Source organism: Halomonas sp. 18071143 (genome assembly GCF_019211725.1).
GTDB lineage: Bacteria > Pseudomonadota > Gammaproteobacteria > Pseudomonadales > Halomonadaceae > Vreelandella > Vreelandella stevensii.
Genome location: NZ_CP078120.1, coordinates 2,986,028 through 3,004,624, shown reverse-complemented (window position 1 = coordinate 3,004,624; position 18,597 = coordinate 2,986,028). Strand labels below are relative to the sequence as shown.

Here is an 18,597-nt window from a genome sequence, read left to right as displayed (position 1 = left end):
GGCCAAGGGGGATGCGTTTCAGCGTAGCGCGGTTTGCTGACCAAGGCGACGGGCCAGCGTCAACGCTGCAACGCCGTACGCCGCCGTGGGCTGGCCGGTGGCATCCAGCTCGGCCGTCAGTATGATGGCCTCGCGCCGTGCGGCGTTATCCAGCGCCGGGTGCTGGGCCAGTTCACTCAGCGCCTGTTGGGCCGCCGCCAGGTGCTCGGGGTGGCCACTGTCATGGAAGGCGTCCAGCGCCACGGTGGCGCGGTGCAGCCATGCGCTGGGGGTGCTGGCCTCGGGCAGCATCCACTGCTGCTGGCCCAGGGCATTGCCTCGGGCGGCCTTGCTGCTGTCGGAAGGGCGCAGTGCCACCCGCTCTGCCAGTGCCAGGGCCAACCCCCATAGCGCATCGGCGCTGCCCTCTTTCAGCTCCAGTTCGACCTCGCCAATAGGGGCGTGGGCGCTGCCCGCCACGATCTCCCCTTCGTCCACCACCAGCTCGATGGCGCTGCCTTGCCATGCCAACGGCCAGGTACGGCGGTGGAAATCGGTGCTCAGCGTGGGTTGCAGCGCCGCTATCTGCTCGGCCAACGGCCCTTGAAACGGCGGCAGCTTGGCCAGCCCAGCCTGGTCGAGAGCGTGCTCGTCCAGTGGCCACTCCCACTCTTCACGACGCGATAACCCGCCGCCGCCCTGGCCTGCGGTCTTGACCGTTTGCAGCACGCGCTGGCCCAGTCGGCGCAGCCGAACGGCGACCCGGCCAGCGGCCAGATGGCCCTGTGGAGTATCGAAATAGGTGTTGGTCAAGGCCTGCTGCTGGGGCGGCTCTGCCAAGAGCGGATGGGCCAGCAGCGCGTCGAGCGCGCCGGGCCCCAGGGCCAGCTTCAGTTCGACTTCCTGAGGGGCCGCCGGATGAGGGTGTTGGGTCATGACGCTTCCTGCCAAGTGGTCTATGTTGCGTATTGATGACGGTTAAATGAACTTTTTATGACGAAGCCGAGCGCACTCTTTATACTGTCGCCCGCCATTTCCAGGCTCCCCGAAAACAGGCTAAAGGCTCTATGGTAACCTCCAACCCTTTTTCCGCGATGTTTGGCCGCTCGCCATTCCAGCCGCTGCTGGCCCACATCGTCAAGGCCAATGAATGCGCCGACCTCCTCCTGCCGTTCTTCGAAGCGACCCTTGCCGGTGACTGGGACGCCGCCGCCGAGCTGCGCGAGCAGGTGACCTCGCTGGAGCACGAAGCCGACACCCTCAAGACCGAGCTGCGGCTCAACCTGCCCAACAGCATGTTCCTGCCGGTCTCGCGCTCGGACCTGCTCGACTTGATCAGCGTACAGGACAAGATCGCCAACAAGGTGCGTGACATTACCGGCATCATGCTGGGCCGTAAAATGCGCGTGCCCGACGAGCTGGCCGATTTGATGCGCGAGTACATGGCCACCAGTGTGGCTTGCGTGGCCCAGGCGCGCCAGGCGCTGGAAGAGTTGAAGGACCTGCTGGAGTCCGGCTTTGGGCGCAACGTCTCGGACGTGATGCAGAACATGATCCGCGAGCTGCACGTGCTGGAGCACCAGGCGGATGATCAGCAGGTGGCGATTCGCCGCCGTCTTTTCGAGCTGGAAAGCCAGCTTCCCCCCGTGGATGTGATCTTTCTCTACAAGATCATCGACTGGGTCGGCGAAGTTTCCGACCGCGCCGAACGCGTGGGCAGCCGCCTGCAGATCCTGACCGCACGCTAAGGGGCTCCCATGCAGATTATTGCTCAGCACGGTGACATCTTTATCATTCTGGCCTGCCTGTTTGGCTTCTTCATGGCCTGGGGCGTAGGTGCCAACGACGTGGCGAACGCCATGGGCACCTCGGTGGGATCGAAAGCGATCACCATCAAGCAAGCCATCATCATTGCGGTCATCTTCGAGTTCCTGGGGGCCTGGCTGGCCGGGGGCGAAGTCACCGCCACCATTCGTGGCGGCATGCTGGACCCGGCACTGCTGGAAGCCAACCCGCAGCTGCTGGTATACGGCATGTTGTCGGCCCTGCTGGCGGCGGGTATCTGGCTGATGATTGCCTCGGCCCGAGGCTGGCCGGTGTCGACCACTCACTCGATCGTGGGCGCCATCGTGGGCTTTGGTGCCGTGGGCCTGGGCGTGGAAGCCGTGGCCTGGAGCCGCGTGGGCACCATTGCTTCCAGCTGGGTCATTTCGCCGCTGCTGGCGGGCACCATCGGCTTCGTGCTGTTCAAATCGGTGCAGTACCTGATTTTCGAGAACAAGGACCCGTTTGCCGCCGCCAAGCGCTACGTGCCGGGCTATGTGTTTCTGGTAGGCTTCATCGTCTCCATGGTCACTCTCACCAAGGGGCTGACCCACGTGGGGCTCGACCTGGGCTTTGGCCAGAGCTTCCTGCTGTCGATTCTGATCGGCATCGTGATCATGGGCGTCGGGGTGGTCATGCAGCGGCGTATCAAGTACGTGCAGAGCGCCAGTGACCACTTCGGCTATGCCAACGTGGAGCGGGTGTTCGGCGTGTTGATGATCTTCACTGCCTGTGCCATGGCGTTTGCCCATGGCTCCAACGACGTGGCCAATGCCGTTGGCCCGCTGGCGGCGGTGATCAGCGTGGTGCGCAGCGACGGCGTGATCGACAGTGCCGCGCTGGTGCCCTGGTGGGTGCTGGTGCTGGGCGGTGGCGGCATCGTGGTGGGCCTGGTGACCTACGGCCATAAGGTGATTGCCACCGTGGGCACCGGCATTACCGAACTGACCCCCAGCCGTGGCTTTGCCGCCACGCTGGCGGCAGCCACCACCGTGGTGCTGGCCTCGGGCACCGGGTTGCCCATCTCGACCACCCACACGCTGGTCGGGGCGATCCTCGGCGTGGGCCTGGCCCGTGGCATGGCGGCGCTGAACCTGCGGGTGATCGGCACCATCGTCATGTCCTGGCTGATTACCCTGCCCGCCGGGGCGGGGTTGGCCATCGTGTTCTTCTTCATGTTCAAGGGCATGTTCGGCTGATACACCTCTCCCCAGGCTAACGCTTGGCGGGTATACGGCGGCATCTTCGGCAGCCGGTCTCGACAGGAGATCGCTGCAATAGAAGGTGCCGCTGTTTTTTATGCTCTGTTAAAGTAAGCGTGATCACTTTCATTCACCTGCTGCCGGAGAGCGGCCCTTGGACACACGTTTCCCCTTTGTCGACTGGTTTCGTAATGCCTCCCCGTACATCAATGCCCACCGGGGGCGAACCTTTGTCATCCTGATTGAAGGCGAAGCCATGGCGTCGGGCCGAGGAGAGCAGCTGATTCAGGACCTGGCCTTGCTGCACACCCTGGGCGTGCGCCTGGTGGTGGTATTCGGCATTCGCCCCCAGGTGCATGAGTCGTTGACGGCCGCCGGTGTGGAGCCCACTCGGGTGGATGGCCGCTGGGTCGCCGACCGCGCCGTGATGGCCCATGTGGAGCAGGTAGCGGCGCACCAGCGACTCTGGCTGGAAGCGCGGCTCTCGTTGGGGCTGCCCAGCACGCCGCTGCACGGCGTGGAGCTGAGCGTGATTTCCGGCAATCTGGTCACCGCCAAGCCGCTGGGCGTGCGCGAAGGCGTGGACTTCGATCACAGTGGAGAGGTGCGCCGGGTGCGCGCCAGCGCCATCGAAGGGCTGCTGGAGAAGGGCTCGCTGGTGCTGCTGCCGCCGCTGGGGTTCTCCAGCACCGGAGAAGTATTCGACCTGGACGCCTCGGAAGTGGCCCAACACGCCGCCGTGGCGCTCAAGGCAGACAAGCTGATTCTGCTGGGCGAATCCGAAGGCCTGGAAGACGAGCAGGGCGCGCTGTTGCGCCAGCTTTCACCTTTCGAAGCCGAACCGCGCTTGCAGCAGGCCGCGCCCGGCAGCGAGCTGGCGCGCCATCTTAATGCCGCCTGCACCGCTGCCCGGGAAGGCGTGGCCCGCACGCATCTGCTCTCCTGGCGCAACCATGATGCGCTGCTGGGGGAGCTGTTCACCCGCGACGGTGTGGGTACCATGATCACCCAGCACCGCTACGAGCAGCTTCGCCCGGCCACGCTCAATGACGTGGCGGGCCTGCTGGAGCTGCTGGAACCTCTGGAGCGGCGCGGCATGCTGGTGGCCCGCTCCCGGGAGCGTCTGGAGCATGAAATCGACGACTACATGGTCATCGAGCGCGACGGTATGGTGATCGGCTGCGCGGCGCTGCACGTCTTCCCCGAGACCACCGTGGGCGAGCTGGCCTGCGTGGCCGTGCATGGCAACTACCGGGGCGGCGAGCGCGGCGAGCGTCTGGTCGAAGCACTGGAGCGACGCGCCCGCCAGCGGGGGCTTTCCGATATGTTCGTGCTCACCACCCATACCGCCCACTGGTTCGTGGAGCGAGGCTTCCGCGCCGCCAGCCTGGAAGACCTGCCCCCCCTCAAACGCGAGGCCTACAACCACGCCCGTAAATCCAAGGTGCTGGTGAAGAATCTGGCGGGTTAGTGGGGAAAACCGGCACCATGCGCGCTATCGACTACCTAACGAGAGTCACTTTGCGCTATGGTAAAAGAAACTAACCGAGGGATGCCGCAATGAACCTCAAACGTGTCGCACACATTGCCAGTGTCACTACGATCTTTCCGCAAAAGCGGCAGGCAATCCAACCTGTCGAGTTTGTCGTGCACGAGAGCGATGCAGAGGCATTGAGCAGCGATTTTCTGAAGGTTGGAAAAGATATGCAAAAGGCGATGGAGCAATATGACCGACTCCCCAAGCTCTCACACTCGTGATTCATCTTAGAGGCGGCATCGCCGCCTCAGATGGTTGCTAGGTATTCAGAATCACGCCACCGTTCAGGTGCAGCGTTTGGCCGCTCATGTAGGATGACTCTTCACAGGCCAGGTACACGTAGGCCGGGCCGATTTCACTGGGCTGTCCGGCACGTTTCATCGGCACCTGATTGCCGAACTCCGCGACTTTCTCTTCATCGAAGCTGGCCGGAATCAGCGGTGTCCAGATGGGGCCGGGAGCCACGGCGTTGACACGGATGCCTCGGTCCATCAGCGACATCGCCAGCGAGCGTATCAGCCCCTGAATAGCGCCCTTGGTGGCGGTGTAGTCGATCAGCGTGTCATTGCCCTTGAAGGCATTGATGGAGGAGGTGGCGATGATGGTGTCGCCTTCGCTCAGATGGGGCAGCGCCGCTTTGGTCAGATAGAAGTGGCTGAACACGTTGGTCTGGAAGGTGCGCTGTAACTGGTCGTCCGGGATATCGGTGATGTCGTCCCAGTCGTACTGCTCGGCTGCGTTATGGATCACGATATTGATCTTGCCGAATTCCTGCCGGGTGCGGTTGACGATTTCTCGGCAGAAGCTGGGCGCGGCCACATCGCCTTTCAGCACCAGGCAGCGGCGGCCTTCGGCCTCTACCAGCCGCTTGGTCTCTTCGGCGTCGCGGCTCTCCTTGAGGTGCACGATCACACTGTCGGCCCCTTCACGGGCGTAGTGCACCGCAATGGCTCGGCCGATGCCGCTGTCGCCACCGGTGATGATCGCCACTTTGTCCAACAACTTCTCGGCACCGCGATAGCTGTCGCGAATGTACTCGGGCTCGGGGCGCATGGCATGCTCATCGCCCGGCTGTTTTTGCTGATGCTGTGGGGGTTGCTGTTGGTCGCTCATGTGCGGTCACTCCTTTTTAGGCACAGACACGTAACTCCTTCCATGAAGGCAAGTACACACGACGCTGCGGTGAGCGCTACCACCCGCATCCTGAGGTGCAGAGCGCTCCAGCGCCGTGCTTACCAAACAGCGCGTAAAGCATCGCCCAGTCGGGCGGTGATACAAGCGCGCACCGCGTAGCGGTGCCAGATTGACTTCGCCTCATTACCCTGATATTTATACAGCATGACAAAGCGTGCCTACAAAGAACGGTTCTACCCCACCTCCGAACAGGCTGAGCTGCTGGCGCAGTCGTTCGGGTGTGCCCGTTTTGTCTGGAATAATACCCTGGCCTATCGCACCGAGGCGTATCAGCAGCGCGGTGAATCGGTCTCGCACTCATCGGCGGAAAAGCGACTGGTGGGCTTAAAGGCGGAGTTTCCGTGGTTGCGGGATGTTTCCAGCGTGATCCTGCAGCAAACGCTCCGCGACCAGAAAGCCGCCTTCGACAACTTCTTCAACCCAACGCTCAAGGCGCGCTACCCACGTTTCAAGCGCAAGGATTGCCGGCAGTCGATCCGGCTGACCAAGGCCGCGTTCCGCTATCGGGATGGTGAGATCACTATCGCAAAAGCGAAGACGCCGTTACCCATCCGATGGAGCCGGTCACTACCCTCTGCACCCTCTACCATCACGATTTCACGCGATCGTGCTGGACGCTACTTCATCAGTTGCCTGTGTGATTTCGTGCCAAAAGCGCTTCCGGTCACGCGCAAAACGGTCGGCATTGACCTCGGCTTGAGCGATTTGTTCATTACCAGTGACGGCGCAAAATCGGGCAATCCGCGTCATCTGAAACGCTACGAGGCGAAGCTGGCCTGCTTGCAGCGCCGGTTGGCGAAAAAACAGGCAGGTTCAAACAACCGCAACAAACACCGTTGGAAAGTGGCACGGCTACATGCCAAGATCGCCGACTGTCGCCGTGACGCTACCCACAAAGCGACCCGCGCACTCATTAACGAAAACCAAGTCCTGTGCGTCGAGTCACTTAATATCATTGGTATGATCAAGAATAGACGGCTTTCTAAATCCATTAGCGATGCCGGGTGGGGTGAGTTCGTCCGGCAACTGGAATACAAGGCCGCCTGGGCGGGGCGCCAACTGGTGAAAGTGAGCCAGTGGTTCCCCAGCAGCAAGCGGTGTCATGGCTGTGGCTACAAGGTTGAGAAGCTGCCGCTGTCGCAACGTCACTGGCACTGCGAAAGCTGCGGCTATCCCATTGACCGCGACATCAACGCGGCCAGGAATATACAAACCGCCGGGCTGGCGGGGTTAGCCTGTGGAGCGACCGGAGCGGAGGGCAGCGGCCTAGCTGCTATCTAGTGAAGGCGTGTGGAAGCAGGAAGGTTCTGGGGGTGATCTCAGAACCCTCGCCCAAAGCGCGAAGCGCGGCGGGCGGGGAGTGTCAGAACGTAGACCAAAGGCGCAGGCCGGGGCAAATGCCGAAGAAGTCCATTCACTTCCGATAGCGACAATTAATAAATGCTATTTAAACACTGCATGAGTGGATGCCAAACGGGCCTGGAAGGGGGTAACTCGCTGCTTTGGAAAGAGAAGCCTGAAAACCAGGCTGGGCATTGCACGGCCCTGCGGTGCGGCCTTCATGGCAAGCGGGTGGGGAGCGGCTATAGTGAGGGAGGCAACACACACCACCAAGGATCAGGAGGTAGCATGTCCCCGGATAAACACGACCAGAAGCAAGAGCAGAAAAAAGACCAGCGCGACGATCATCACGACGACGCCAACCCGATGCCGGATACCCATCACGTCAATCCTTCCCCGGACGAGTCATCGGACAAAAAGTAATCACCAGTGCGGCGCTATTTCTGATAGCGCCGTTTTACTTCCACGTTCAATCGCCCCTCACCCAGCTTCAATTTGAGCAGCTGGCCTGGCTGAGTATCCTGGGCGCGGCGCACGATCTGGCCTTGTTCGTCCTGGGCGATGGCATAGCCACGGCCTAGTACTGCCAGCGGGCTGACCGCGTTGAGTGCCCGGGCGGCGCTGTGTAGGCGTGCCTGGCGCGCTTCGAGCTGGCGCTGCATGGCGCTGGCCAAGCGGCGTTGCAGGCGTTCGATGCGCTCGCTTTCTGCCCGGTGCAGCCGGGCCATGTCCTGGCTGGCCAGCCGACGGCCGAGCTGGCCAAGCTGGCGCTGCTGTTGGCTTAGCGTGAACTGCATGGCGCGCCCTAGCCGCTGGGTAAGGGCTTGCAGGTGCTGGCGCTGGTGGGCCAGCCGCTCTCCCGGGTGGCGGAGCCGAGCGTGCAGGGCGTCCAGCCGCTGGCTATCGCGCTCCAGGCGGGTTTGCAGGGCGCGCTGCAGGCGCTGTTCGACTTGCCGAAGCTGGCGCTTGAGGGCGTGCTGGTCGGGCACCAGCCGCTCGGCGGCGGCGGAAGGGGTGGGGGCGCGCATGTCGGCGGCGAAATCCGCCAGGGTGACATCCACTTCATGGCCCACGGCAGACATCACCGGCAACCGGGAGTGGAAGATGGCCCGGGCCAAGTGCTCGTTGTTGAACGCCCACAGGTCTTCCAGGCTGCCGCCGCCTCGGGTGATCAGCACCGCATCCTGGGCGGGGTCGAGCCGCGTCTGGCGGTTGAGCAGCGCCAGGGCAGAGATCATCGCCGGGGCCGCTTCTGCGCCCTGTACCGGCACGGGAATCAGCGTCACGTCGGCCAATGGCCAGCGCGCTGCCAACACCGCCAGCACATCGCGGATGGCGGCGCCGCTGGCGGAGCTCAGAATCAGCAGCTTGCGTGGCGGAAAGGGCAGTGGGCGGGCGTTGGCAAATACCCCTTCGCCTTCCAGCTGCGCCTTCAGGCGCTCGTAGGCTGCCAGCAGTTCGCCCAGCCCCGCGGCCTGCACGGCGTCGGCGATCAGCTGGTAATCGCCGCGGGGTTCGAACAGCGAGACCCGGCCGCGCAGCTTGACCTGGTCGCCATCGCGCATGGGGGCCGATACGAACCGCGCCCGCTGGCGAAACAGCGCGCAGCGCACCTGGGCGCGGTCATCTTTCAGCGTGAAGTAGATATGCCCGGACGCCGGGCGCGACACGTTGGAAAGCTCGCCTTCCACCCACACATCGCCCAGGTCGTTCTCCAGCGCCTTGCGCGCCTTGAGATTGAGTTGACTGACCGATAGCAGGGGGGCGTTGGGAGCGCTCATGGGAGTTTCCAGTCGCGGGTGAAAGCGGGGATGCGGCCGCTCATTAGACAATACGTGCAGGGCGCACAGCAATGGCCTTGACGGGCTCTCTGGCGTACCATGCGCGCGGAAGGCGGCGCTGCAAGATAAACGTCATCAAAGTGTCACAAAACAATGCTAGGGTGCCCGCCGACACAAAAGTGTCACGAAAGCGTCACATTAGATGTTCACCAACAGGGCAGATTGCTCATGTCGAATCTCGGACCTTCACAAGATCGTCCTGCGCTGGCTCGCCAAGCGCCTCACGAAGTGCCCGCCTGGCTAAGAGGTATCTACGCTGGCTTGTGCTTGTATCTGTTCCTGGCTGCTCTGAACGTTCTGGGTGCGGGGTTAGGCACCTTCGGCAGCGACAGCGACTTTTTGACCCGCGCCTTCGCCTATGGCCAGAACCCCTTCATTGCCTTGATGGCGGGCGTGCTGGTCACCATGATCGTGCAGAGCTCCTCGTTCACCTCGGCGCTGATCGTGACCCTGGTGGCCAGTGGCGAAATGACCCTGGGCACGGCGGTGTTCGCCATCATGGGGGCCAATATCGGCACGGCCGTCACGGGCGTCATCGTGGCGCTGGCCAACGTGCGTATCAAGCGTAACTTCCGCCGCTCGTTCACCGCGGCGCTGATGCACGACCTGTTCAACATCCTCACGGTACTGCTGATCTTCCCGGTGGAGTGGCTGACCGGCATGTTCCACGAGCGTGGCTACGGCATTTTCACCCGCCTGGCCGCCTGGCTGGCGGACCTGATTGGCCTGGAAGAAGTCGCCCGCCCCAACAGCCCTATCAAGATCATTACCGCCCCGGTGGTAGATGCCGCCAACTGGCTGGGCGCGGCGCTGATGCCCACCACCGCCGCCGCTGGGCTGATGGTGGCAGGCATCGGCCTGCTGCTGATGTTCACTGCCCTGGTGTTCATGGTGCAGAACCTGCGCGGCGCGCTGCTGCGCCATATGGATGGCCTGTTCCGTACCTACTTCTTCCGTACCGATGCGCGGGCCTACGGCGTGGGTGTGGTCTCGACCGTACTCGTGCAGTCCAGCTCGATCACCAGCAGCCTGATGGTGCCGCTGGCGGGGGCCGGGGTGGTGCGCCTGCGCCGCGTGCTGCCGTTCATGATGGGGGCCAACCTGGGCACCACCGTGACCAGCGTACTGGCGGCGACCGCCAACCCGATTGCGGCGGCGATGACGGTGGCGCTGTTTCACGTTATCTTCAATCTTACCGGCACCGCGATCTGGTGGCCGCTGCGGGTCATTCCGCTGCGTATTGCCACCTGGTATGGACGCCTGGCAGGGCAGCACATTCGCTATGCGTTCCTGTTCCTGATCGGTGTGTTCCTGATCGTGCCGCTGGTGGGCATCACGCTGACCGAATTCTTTATCCGCCTGCGCTAAGCGCGGCCAGTTGAGAGGTTTCCCCATGTTCAAACAGCTTTTTAGTGCGCTTACCTCGGAAACCAGCATCGACCAGGCCTACGCGGACCTGACCCAAATGCTGGAGCATGGCGCCTGGATGTTCTCACGGGCCAACGAGGTGCTGTACAGCACCGTGGCCGCCGAGGACGTACGCACGCCCCTGTATGAGCGCGACGTGGCGGTCAACGAGCTGGAACGCTCGATTCGCCGCAAGGTGCTGCGCCACCTGACCGTCAACCCAGGCCACGACGTGGCCATTTGCCTGGCGTTGATGAGCGTGGCCAAGGACGCCGAGCGTATCGGCGACTACTGCAAGAACGTCTTCGAGGTGGGCGCGTTCTACACCGAAGGCTTCCATGTAGACCGTTACCAGAAGCCCCTGGACAGCATCTCCGAGCGCTTGCGGGGGCTGTTCAGCGAGCTGATTGCGGCCACGCGCAACTCCGACGAGAAAAAGGCCCACGGCATCATCACCGCCACCCGGGAGATTCGTCACATTAGCGACGAGCTGATCGAATCCCTGCTGCGGGAAGAGGACAGCATCGAGTTCCACGAAGCTGTGGCCTACTCGCTGCTGGCGCGCCACTACAAGCGCGTGGCCTCGCACCTGGCTAACATCGCCACGGCGGTGACGGGCCGCCTGGAAGACCTCGACTTCCCCAGCGAAGCCGACGACCGCGCGCTGGACTAAACCGCCCGCGCCACACCGCAGTGGGCTTCGCCCAGGCCAACGCAGAGGGCCACCTTCAGCAGATCATCGCAGGATGGTTTGCTGGGGTGGCCCTCGAAACGTTACAATGGGCGATTAACCTTTCACGCCCCATCTTCCCACTTTACATTGGGTGTTGCCGCTATGCTACGTATGGCCCAAGAAGCGCTTACGTTCGATGACGTACTTCTCGTTCCTGGCTTCTCCGACATTCTGCCCAAGGATGTCAGCCTCAAAACCCGCCTGACTCGTAACCTCTCGCTGAATATTCCCCTGCTGTCTGCCGCCATGGACACCGTGACCGAAGCACGACTGGCAATTGCAATGGCCCAGGAAGGCGGCATCGGCATCATCCACAAGAACATGACCATGGCCCAGCAGGCCGCGGAAGTGCGCAAGGTGAAGAAGCACGAAAGCGTGATCGTCAAAGACCCGGTCACCGTGAGCCCCAAGGCCAAGCTGGAAGACCTGCTGGCCATGGCCCGCGAATACGGCTTCTCCGGCTTCCCGGTGGTGGAAGGCGCAACCCTGGTGGGCATCGTCACCGAGCGTGACATGCGCTTCCAGCCCAACGTGGGCGACAGCGTGGCCGATATCATGACGCCCCGCGAGCGCCTGGTCACCGTACCGGAAGGTACCGAGCTTGAAGTCAGCAAAGCCAAGATGCGCGAACACCGCATCGAAAAAATGCTCATCGTCGATGACGCTTTCCACCTGCGCGGCCTGGTGACCTTCCAGGATATCGAAAAAGCCCGCACCTACCCCATGGCCGCCAAAGACAGCGATGGCCGCCTGCTGGTAGGCGCCGCGGTGGGCACCGGCCCGGAAACCCCTGACCGCGTGGCGGCCCTGGCCGAAGCAGGCGTCGATGTGGTCATCGTCGACACCGCCCACGGCCACTCTCAAGGCGTGATCGATCGTGTTCGCTGGATCAAGGAACACTTCCCGCAGATTCAAGTGATCGGCGGCAACATCGCCACCGCCGCCGCCGCCACTGCGCTGGCCGAAGCGGGTGCCGATGCCGTGAAAGTGGGTATTGGCCCCGGCTCCATCTGCACCACGCGTATCGTGGCAGGCGTGGGCGTGCCGCAAATCACCGCCGTTTCCAACGTAGCCGAAGCGCTGAAAGAGTTCGATATTCCGCTGATTGCCGACGGCGGCGTGCGCTTCTCGGGCGATTTGGCCAAGGCCATTGCTGCTGGCGCAAGCGCCGTGATGGTAGGCGGCCTGCTGGCCGGTACCGAAGAAGCACCGGGCGAAGTGGAGCTGTACCAGGGTCGTACCTACAAGGCCTACCGTGGCATGGGCTCCATGGGTGCCATGTCGCAGAGCCAGGGCAGCGCCGACCGCTACTTCCAGGACAAGGACGCCGGTGCCGAGAAGCTGGTGCCGGAAGGCATCGAAGGTCGCGTACCCTACAAGGGCATGATGAGCGCCATCGTTCACCAGCTGATGGGCGGCCTGCGCGCCTCCATGGGTTACACCGGCTGCCGCGACATTCAGGAAATGCGCACCAAGCCCGAGTTCGTACAGATTACCGGCGCTGGCTTCAACGAGTCTCACGTTCACGACGTGCAGATCACCAAGGAAGCACCCAACTACCGGGTGAGCTAACCAGCGCAGTTAGTGACACGGCGGCGGGCATTGCCCCGCCGTCTGCTTTTTAGCCAATGCGGGCATTCCGCGTTATAGAGGCTTCGCCATGAGTGACATTCACGCCCACAAGATTCTGATTCTCGACTTCGGCTCCCAGTACACCCAACTGATTGCCCGCCGCGTGCGCGAGATCGGCGTATTCTCTGAAATCCGCGCCTTCGACATCACCGAAGAAGAGATCCGCGAATACAACCCCAACGGCATCATCCTGGCCGGTGGCCCGGAATCCGTCACCGAGCTGGACTCCCCCCGCGCCCCCGAGTGCGTGTTCGAAATGGGCCTGCCGGTGTTTGGTATCTGCTACGGCATGCAAACCATGGCCGAGCAGCTGGGCGGCAAGGTGGAAGGCTCCAACCAGCGCGAGTTCGGCTACGCCCAGATTCGTCTGGACGCCGAAACTGCCCTGTTCAAAGACATCAAGGACCACGTAGACCCGGCCACCGGCAACGCCCTGCTGGACGTGTGGATGAGCCACGGTGACAAGGTCGCCAAGGCCCCGGACACCTTCACCGTGACCGCCTCTACTCCGAGCTGCCCGATTGCGGCCATGGCCTGGGAAGAGAAGCAGTTCTACGGCGTACAGTTCCACCCGGAAGTGACCCACACCCTGCAAGGCCAGCGGATTCTCGAGCACTTCGTGCTGGATATCTGTAAAGCCGAAAAGCTGTGGACCCCCGCCCAGATCATCGAAGACCAGGTACAGCGCGTACGCGAGCAAGTCGGCGACCGCCACGTACTGCTGGGCCTTTCCGGCGGCGTAGACTCCTCCGTAGTAGCCGCGCTGCTGCACAAGGCGATTGGCGATCAGCTCACCTGCGTATTCGTCGATAACGGCCTGCTGCGCAAGAACGAAGGCGACCAGGTCATGGAAACCTTCGCCAAGCACATGGGCGTGAAAGTGATCCGCGTGGACGCCGAAGAGCTGTTCCTGGAGAAGTTGCACGGCGAAAAAGACCCGGAAGCCAAGCGCAAGATCATCGGCAACACCTTCATCGACGTGTTCGATGACGAAGCCAGCAAGATCGAAGGCGTGGAATTCCTGGCCCAGGGCACCATCTACCCGGACGTGATCGAATCCGCCGCCTCCAAAACCGGCAAAGCGCACGTGATCAAATCCCACCACAACGTGGGTGGCCTGCCGGAAACCATGAAGCTCAAGCTCGTCGAGCCGCTGCGCGAACTGTTCAAAGACGAAGTGCGCAAACTCGGCCTCGAACTCGGCCTGCCCTACGATATGGTCTACCGCCACCCATTCCCTGGCCCCGGCCTGGGCGTGCGCATTCTGGGTGAAGTGAAGAAAGAGTACGCCGACATTCTGCGCGATGCGGATGCCATCTACATCGAAGAACTGCGCGCCGCCGGTTGGTACGAAAAAACCAGCCAAGCCTTCGCCGTGTTCCTGCCGGTGAAATCCGTAGGCGTGGTTGGCGACGGCCGCCGCTACGAATGGGTCATCGCGCTCCGCGCCGTCGAAACCATCGACTTCATGACCGCCCGCTGGGCGCACCTGCCCTACGAGCTGCTGGAGAAGGTTTCCAACCGGATTATCAACGAGTTGGAAGGCGTTTCGCGGGTGACTTATGATGTGAGCAGTAAGCCGCCTGCTACGATTGAGTGGGAGTGATCCTACGTCCAATTAGGGTAATGGTTAGCTAGACTCAACAAGGCCGCTCAACGATTGAGCGGCCTTGTTGTATGATTCGCATATACCTAAGGGCCGTAATATTCCGCTCGAAAACTTCATTGAGCAGTTCCTCAGCGTTCAAGAGGTGGTGAATCGAGTAAAACGAGAATTCGGCTCAAGGGTCTGTCTCGACCTCGTCATCAAGGACACCGACCACACAAATCAGCACTGGGAATCGGATATCGATTCGATTGATCCATTCCTGCCCGAGCGCTACACTCATGAACAGCTGAAAAGCCTATTATCAGGCGAGGATGAGTCATGAAAGATAAAGTGTCGAAATCTACCCCGCTAACGCATTTTGCGCGTCATGCGAGCGCTGAGCAGAAACAAGCCGTGCGTAACAAGGTCATCCATAACGCCATCGCTCGTCAGAAGCGTGTTCTCGACCAGGCTAAAGAGCTGAATTGCTAGCTTAGCGGTTGAGCAGTCGCATTTCCTTGGCCCGCCGATGAGCGGGCTTTCTGTTTCTGCCTGTTTTTTAGTGGCTTGCGAACAGCAGTTCATGCGCCCTAAAAATCGGGCTAGCGTTAAATATCATAAGGTTACATTTCATCAATGAATCAGGTTTCTCATAACAGCCTTGTCTCTTTTATTTGGAAAATTGCCGATGACTGCCTGCGCGATATTTATGTCCGCGGCAAATACCGTGATGTCATCCTGCCCATGGTGGTGTTGCGCCGCCTGGACACCCTGCTGGAGCCGACCAAGGACGCGGTGCTCGAAGAGGTTCGCTACCAGAAAGAAGACGAAGGCGCGCTAGAGCTGGATGAGGAGCCCTTGAAGGAAGCCTCCGGCTACGTGTTTTACAACACCAGCCATTGGACGCTAAAGAAGCTTCACGGCACGGCCACCAACAACCAGCAGATTCTGTTGGCGAATATCGAGGACTACCTCGATGGTTTCTCCGATAACGTCAAGGAGATCATCCGCCGCTTCAAGCTTTTCGATCAGATGCGCCACATGGCCGACAAGCAGGTGCTGCTGGAGGTCATCGAGAACTTCGTCTCGCCCTATATCAATCTGACGCCCCACGACAAGGAAGACCCCGAAGGTAACACCCTGCCGGGGCTCTCGAATCTCGGCATGGGCTACGTGTTCGAAGAGCTGATTCGCAAGTTCAACGAAGAGAACAACGAAGAAGCGGGGGAGCACTTCACGCCGCGCGAGGTGATCCACCTCATGACGCACCTGATGTTCGACCCGATCAAGGATCGGCTTCCCCCGCTCATGACGATTTATGATCCGGCCTGTGGCTCGGGCGGCATGCTGACCGAGGCGCAGAACTACATCAAGAACCCGGAAGGCCTGATCAAGGCCAGCGGCGACGTCTATCTCTACGGCAAGGAGATCAACGACGAGACCTACGCGATCTGTAAATCGGACATGATGATCAAGGGTAACAACCCCGAGAACATCCGCGTTGGCTCCACGCTCTCCAGCGATGAGTTTTCCGCCGAACGCTTTGATTTCATGCTCTCCAACCCGCCCTACGGCAAGAGTTGGAGCAGCGAGGTCAAGTACATCAAGGACGGCAAGGATGTCATCGATCCTCGCTTTCAGGTGGAGTTGGCGGATTATTGGGGAAATAAAGAGACCGTAGACGCCACCCCGCGCTCCTCGGATGGCCAGCTGCTGTTCCTGATGGAGATGGTCAACAAGATGAAGCCTGCGGGCACCAGCCCGCTTGGTTCGCGCATCGCCTCCGTTCACAACGGCTCCAGCCTGTTTACCGGCGACGCGGGTAGCGGCGAATCCAACATCCGCCGCTACATCATCGAAAACGACATGCTGGATACCATCATCCAGCTGCCGAACAACCTGTTTTACAACACCGGTATCACCACCTATATCTGGCTGTTGACCAACGCCAAGCCGGAAGCCCGAAAAGGGCGTGTCCAACTGATCGACGCCAACCTGCTCTACCGCAAGTTGCGCAAGAACCTGGGCGACAAGAACTGCGAATTTGCGCCCGAGCATATAGAAACGATCACTAACGCCTACCTAGACTTCGCCCCCATCGAGCGGGAAATCGACGCCAACAACGACCCGCAGGGCATCGCCGTGCAGGTGTTCGATAACGACGACTTCGGTTACTACAAGGTCACTATCGAGCGCCCCGACCGCCGACGCGCCGGTTTCAGCGCCGAGCGCATCGCACCGCTACGCTTCGATAAATCACTGCGCGAGCCGATGGAGTGGCTGTGGGAAACCCACGGCGACAAGGTTTACGAACCAGGCTTTTTGAAAGGCGAAGCCAAAGCCATTGCCGCCTGGTGCGAGGAGCAGGGCATGACCCTGAACGCCAAGCAGCGCGGCAAACTGACCGATACCCGCTACTGGCTCAAGCTGCGCGATCTGCATGATGCCGCCACCGCCTTGATGGAGCAGATCGGCACGCAAGAGGCCGATGACTTCAACGCCTTCCGCGAGGCCGTCAGCAAAACGCTCAAGGCGCAGAAGATCAAGCTAACCGCTGGAGAGAAAACCGCGCTGCTGAACGCCGTAAGCTGGTACGACGAACAGGCGCACAAGGTGATCGACAAGCGCTACTCGCTCTCGAAAGAGGGTGTGAGAGGCCTGACCGAGCGCTACGGCTGTACAGAGGAAGCACTTTCGGACTTCGGCTACTACCGTCAGGGCGATGGCAGCTACCTGACCTATGAAAGCGCCACCGACTTGCGCGATGCGGAAAGCGTGCCGCTGAAGGACAGCATCCACCGCTATTTTCAAGCCGAGGTGAAGCCGCACGTTAAAGAAGCCTGGATCAACCTCGACTCCGTGAAGATCGGCTATGAGATCAGCTTCAACAAGTATTTCTATCGCCACAAGCCACTGCGGAGTCTGGAAGAGGTAACGCGGGATATTTTGGCACTGGAAAAGCAGGCCGATGGGCTGATTGCTGATATTCTCGGCGTTGAGATCGCGACCAAGCTGGAATTAGCAGAATGAACATAGCGGCTTACTCTAAATACGACAGCTTCAAATACTCGGGCTTCAACTGGGTCGGCTATATCCCGGTCCACTGGAATGTTGAGAAGCTGGGCTCCATGCTGAATGCGGTATCGGAGAAAAACCAGCCCGAGTTGCCTCTCCTCTCAATCACCCGAGAACAGGGGGTCATCAAACGCGACATCGAAGATCAGGACAGCAACCACAATTTTATTCCGGATGACCTGAGCGGCTACAAGGTGTTGCGCAAGGGGCAGTTCGGCATGAACAAGATGAAGGCGTGGCAGGGCTCCTATGGTGTGTCCGCGCATACTGGAATTGTCAGCCCTGCTTATTTCATTTTTGACTTTACTCGCGAAGTCGATCCGCATTTCTTTAACATTGCGATTCGTAGCAAGCTCTACGTCTCTTACTTCGGCTCAGCCTCAGATGGCGTTCGCATCGGACAGTGGGATCTAAACCAACCCCGTATGCGGCAAATTCCGTTAATATTGCCGCCACTCCCCGAGCAACGCGCCATCGCCGCATTTCTGGATAACAAATCCGCCAAAATCGACCAGGCAGTACGAATCAAGGAAGCGCAAATCAAGCTCTTGCGCGAGCGTCGGCAGATCCTGATTCAGCAGGCCGTCACTCGTGGCCTTAACCCTGACGTGCCCATGAAAGACAGCGGCATCGATTGGATTGGGGAGATTCCTGCTCACTGGAAGGTACACCGTAACTTTGCGCTCTTTCGGGAAATCAAACAGCCAGGCAATGCTGATCTTCCGGTGCTTTCCGTCTCAATCCACAGCGGCGTTTCGAAGGAGGAGCTGTCTGAGGAAGAGAACATCCGATCTATTGTGAAGATCGAAAACCGCAGCTCTTATATGGAAGTTCTGCCAGGCGATATCGCCTACAACATGATGCGTGCATGGCAGGGCGGCATTGGAGCGGTGCATACTCACGGTATGGTCAGTCCTGCTTACGTGGTTGCACGCCCGGTGGATTACCTAGCAGGCGATTACTTTGAACTCCTATACCGAACTCCAAACTTTATCCGGCAAATGGATGCTGCCTCCAAGGGTATCGCAGATTTCCGAAAACGCCTCTACTGGGATGATTTTCGAGACTTGATGACTACCCTCCCGCCGCTGGCGGAGCAGAAAGAAATCATTCAGTATTCTGAGCAGATTTCAGAGAAAGTCAGCTACGCCATTTCAATCAAGCAAGATCAGATTGCTACGCTCAAGGAATACAAAACGAGCCTGATCAACGCGGCGGTGACGGGCAAAATCAAGGTCAGTTAA

At 60.6% G+C, this 18,597-nt stretch carries 17 protein-coding genes; 14 read left to right on the top strand and 3 right to left on the bottom strand.

What is annotated here, in order from left to right; all coding sequences use genetic code 11:
• Positions 1-18: 18 nt before the first annotated feature.
• Entirely contained in the window at positions 19-915 is an 897-nt protein-coding gene (locus KVY02_RS14125) for a CYTH domain-containing protein (RefSeq protein WP_218313752.1), read from the bottom strand.
• A 131-nt stretch (positions 916-1,046) separates the two neighbouring features.
• Between KVY02_RS14125 and KVY02_RS14120 the strand changes: the two genes are divergently transcribed.
• From KVY02_RS14120 to KVY02_RS14105, 4 genes are all read left to right on the top strand, one after another.
• Positions 1,047-1,727: a TIGR00153 family protein gene (locus KVY02_RS14120; protein ID WP_039183511.1), complete on the top strand. Its 681-nt coding sequence runs from the start codon at positions 1,047-1,049 to the stop codon at positions 1,725-1,727.
• 9 nt (positions 1,728-1,736) lie between these two features.
• The gene (locus KVY02_RS14115) at positions 1,737-3,002 is read left to right on the top strand and encodes an inorganic phosphate transporter (protein ID WP_218313751.1); all 1,266 of its coding nucleotides are present in this window, start codon (positions 1,737-1,739) and stop codon (positions 3,000-3,002) included.
• Positions 3,003-3,159: 157 nt separating this feature from the next.
• Positions 3,160-4,476, top strand: a complete 1,317-nt coding sequence (gene argA / locus KVY02_RS14110; RefSeq protein ID WP_218313750.1) for an amino-acid N-acetyltransferase — start codon at positions 3,160-3,162, stop codon at positions 4,474-4,476.
• Between the two features lie 89 nt (positions 4,477-4,565).
• Positions 4,566-4,763 carry a hypothetical protein gene (locus KVY02_RS14105; RefSeq protein WP_218313749.1) on the top strand — a complete coding sequence of 66 codons (198 nt, stop codon included), beginning with the start codon at positions 4,566-4,568 and terminating at the stop codon, positions 4,761-4,763.
• 37 nt (positions 4,764-4,800) lie between these two features.
• Here the strand turns inward: KVY02_RS14105 and KVY02_RS14100 are convergent, their stop codons facing one another.
• Positions 4,801-5,655: an SDR family oxidoreductase gene (locus KVY02_RS14100; protein ID WP_039183505.1), complete on the bottom strand. Its 855-nt coding sequence runs from the start codon at positions 5,653-5,655 to the stop codon at positions 4,801-4,803.
• A gap of 225 nt (positions 5,656-5,880) precedes the next feature.
• Between KVY02_RS14100 and KVY02_RS14095 the strand changes: the two genes are divergently transcribed.
• Together KVY02_RS14095 and KVY02_RS18365 are read left to right on the top strand one after the other, a co-directional pair.
• On the top strand, positions 5,881-7,017 hold the full coding sequence (locus tag KVY02_RS14095) for an RNA-guided endonuclease TnpB family protein (protein WP_218313748.1): 1,137 nt from the start codon (positions 5,881-5,883) through the stop codon (positions 7,015-7,017).
• 348 nt (positions 7,018-7,365) lie between these two features.
• Positions 7,366-7,500, top strand: coding sequence for a hypothetical protein (locus KVY02_RS18365; RefSeq protein ID WP_254893829.1), 135 nt, complete (start codon positions 7,366-7,368; stop codon positions 7,498-7,500).
• Positions 7,501-7,514: 14 nt separating this feature from the next.
• Here the strand turns inward: KVY02_RS18365 and xseA are convergent, their stop codons facing one another.
• Positions 7,515-8,858 (bottom strand): exodeoxyribonuclease VII large subunit, encoded by a 1,344-nt coding sequence (gene xseA / locus KVY02_RS14090; protein ID WP_218313747.1) that lies wholly within the window; start codon positions 8,856-8,858, stop codon positions 7,515-7,517.
• 228 nt (positions 8,859-9,086) lie between these two features.
• Between xseA and KVY02_RS14085 the strand changes: the two genes are divergently transcribed.
• From KVY02_RS14085 to KVY02_RS14050, 8 genes are all read left to right on the top strand, one after another.
• A complete protein-coding gene (locus KVY02_RS14085) occupies positions 9,087-10,286 on the top strand; it encodes a Na/Pi cotransporter family protein (protein WP_232710697.1) in 1,200 nt (399 codons plus the stop codon).
• 25 nt (positions 10,287-10,311) lie between these two features.
• Positions 10,312-10,998, top strand: coding sequence for a phosphate signaling complex PhoU family protein (locus KVY02_RS14080; RefSeq protein ID WP_039183500.1), 687 nt, complete (start codon positions 10,312-10,314; stop codon positions 10,996-10,998).
• A gap of 162 nt (positions 10,999-11,160) precedes the next feature.
• Positions 11,161-12,630 carry an IMP dehydrogenase gene (gene guaB / locus KVY02_RS14075; protein ID WP_218313746.1) on the top strand — a complete coding sequence of 490 codons (1,470 nt, stop codon included), beginning with the start codon at positions 11,161-11,163 and terminating at the stop codon, positions 12,628-12,630.
• Between the two features lie 88 nt (positions 12,631-12,718).
• Positions 12,719-14,296, top strand: a complete 1,578-nt coding sequence (gene guaA, locus KVY02_RS14070; RefSeq protein WP_144982144.1) for a glutamine-hydrolyzing GMP synthase — start codon at positions 12,719-12,721, stop codon at positions 14,294-14,296.
• 64 nt (positions 14,297-14,360) lie between these two features.
• Complete coding sequence (locus KVY02_RS14065) at positions 14,361-14,621, top strand: hypothetical protein (protein ID WP_081195385.1); 261 nt, start codon at positions 14,361-14,363, stop codon at positions 14,619-14,621.
• Positions 14,618-14,770 (top strand): hypothetical protein, encoded by a 153-nt coding sequence (locus KVY02_RS14060; protein ID WP_016914799.1) that lies wholly within the window; start codon positions 14,618-14,620, stop codon positions 14,768-14,770. The genes KVY02_RS14065 and KVY02_RS14060 overlap by 4 nt, the downstream gene beginning before the upstream one ends.
• Positions 14,771-14,914: 144 nt before the next feature.
• Positions 14,915-17,308: an HsdM family class I SAM-dependent methyltransferase gene (locus tag KVY02_RS14055; RefSeq protein WP_218313745.1), complete on the top strand. Its 2,394-nt coding sequence runs from the start codon at positions 14,915-14,917 to the stop codon at positions 17,306-17,308.
• Complete coding sequence (locus tag KVY02_RS14050) at positions 17,305-18,597, top strand: restriction endonuclease subunit S (RefSeq protein WP_081137369.1); 1,293 nt, start codon at positions 17,305-17,307, stop codon at positions 18,595-18,597. The genes KVY02_RS14055 and KVY02_RS14050 overlap by 4 nt, the downstream gene beginning before the upstream one ends.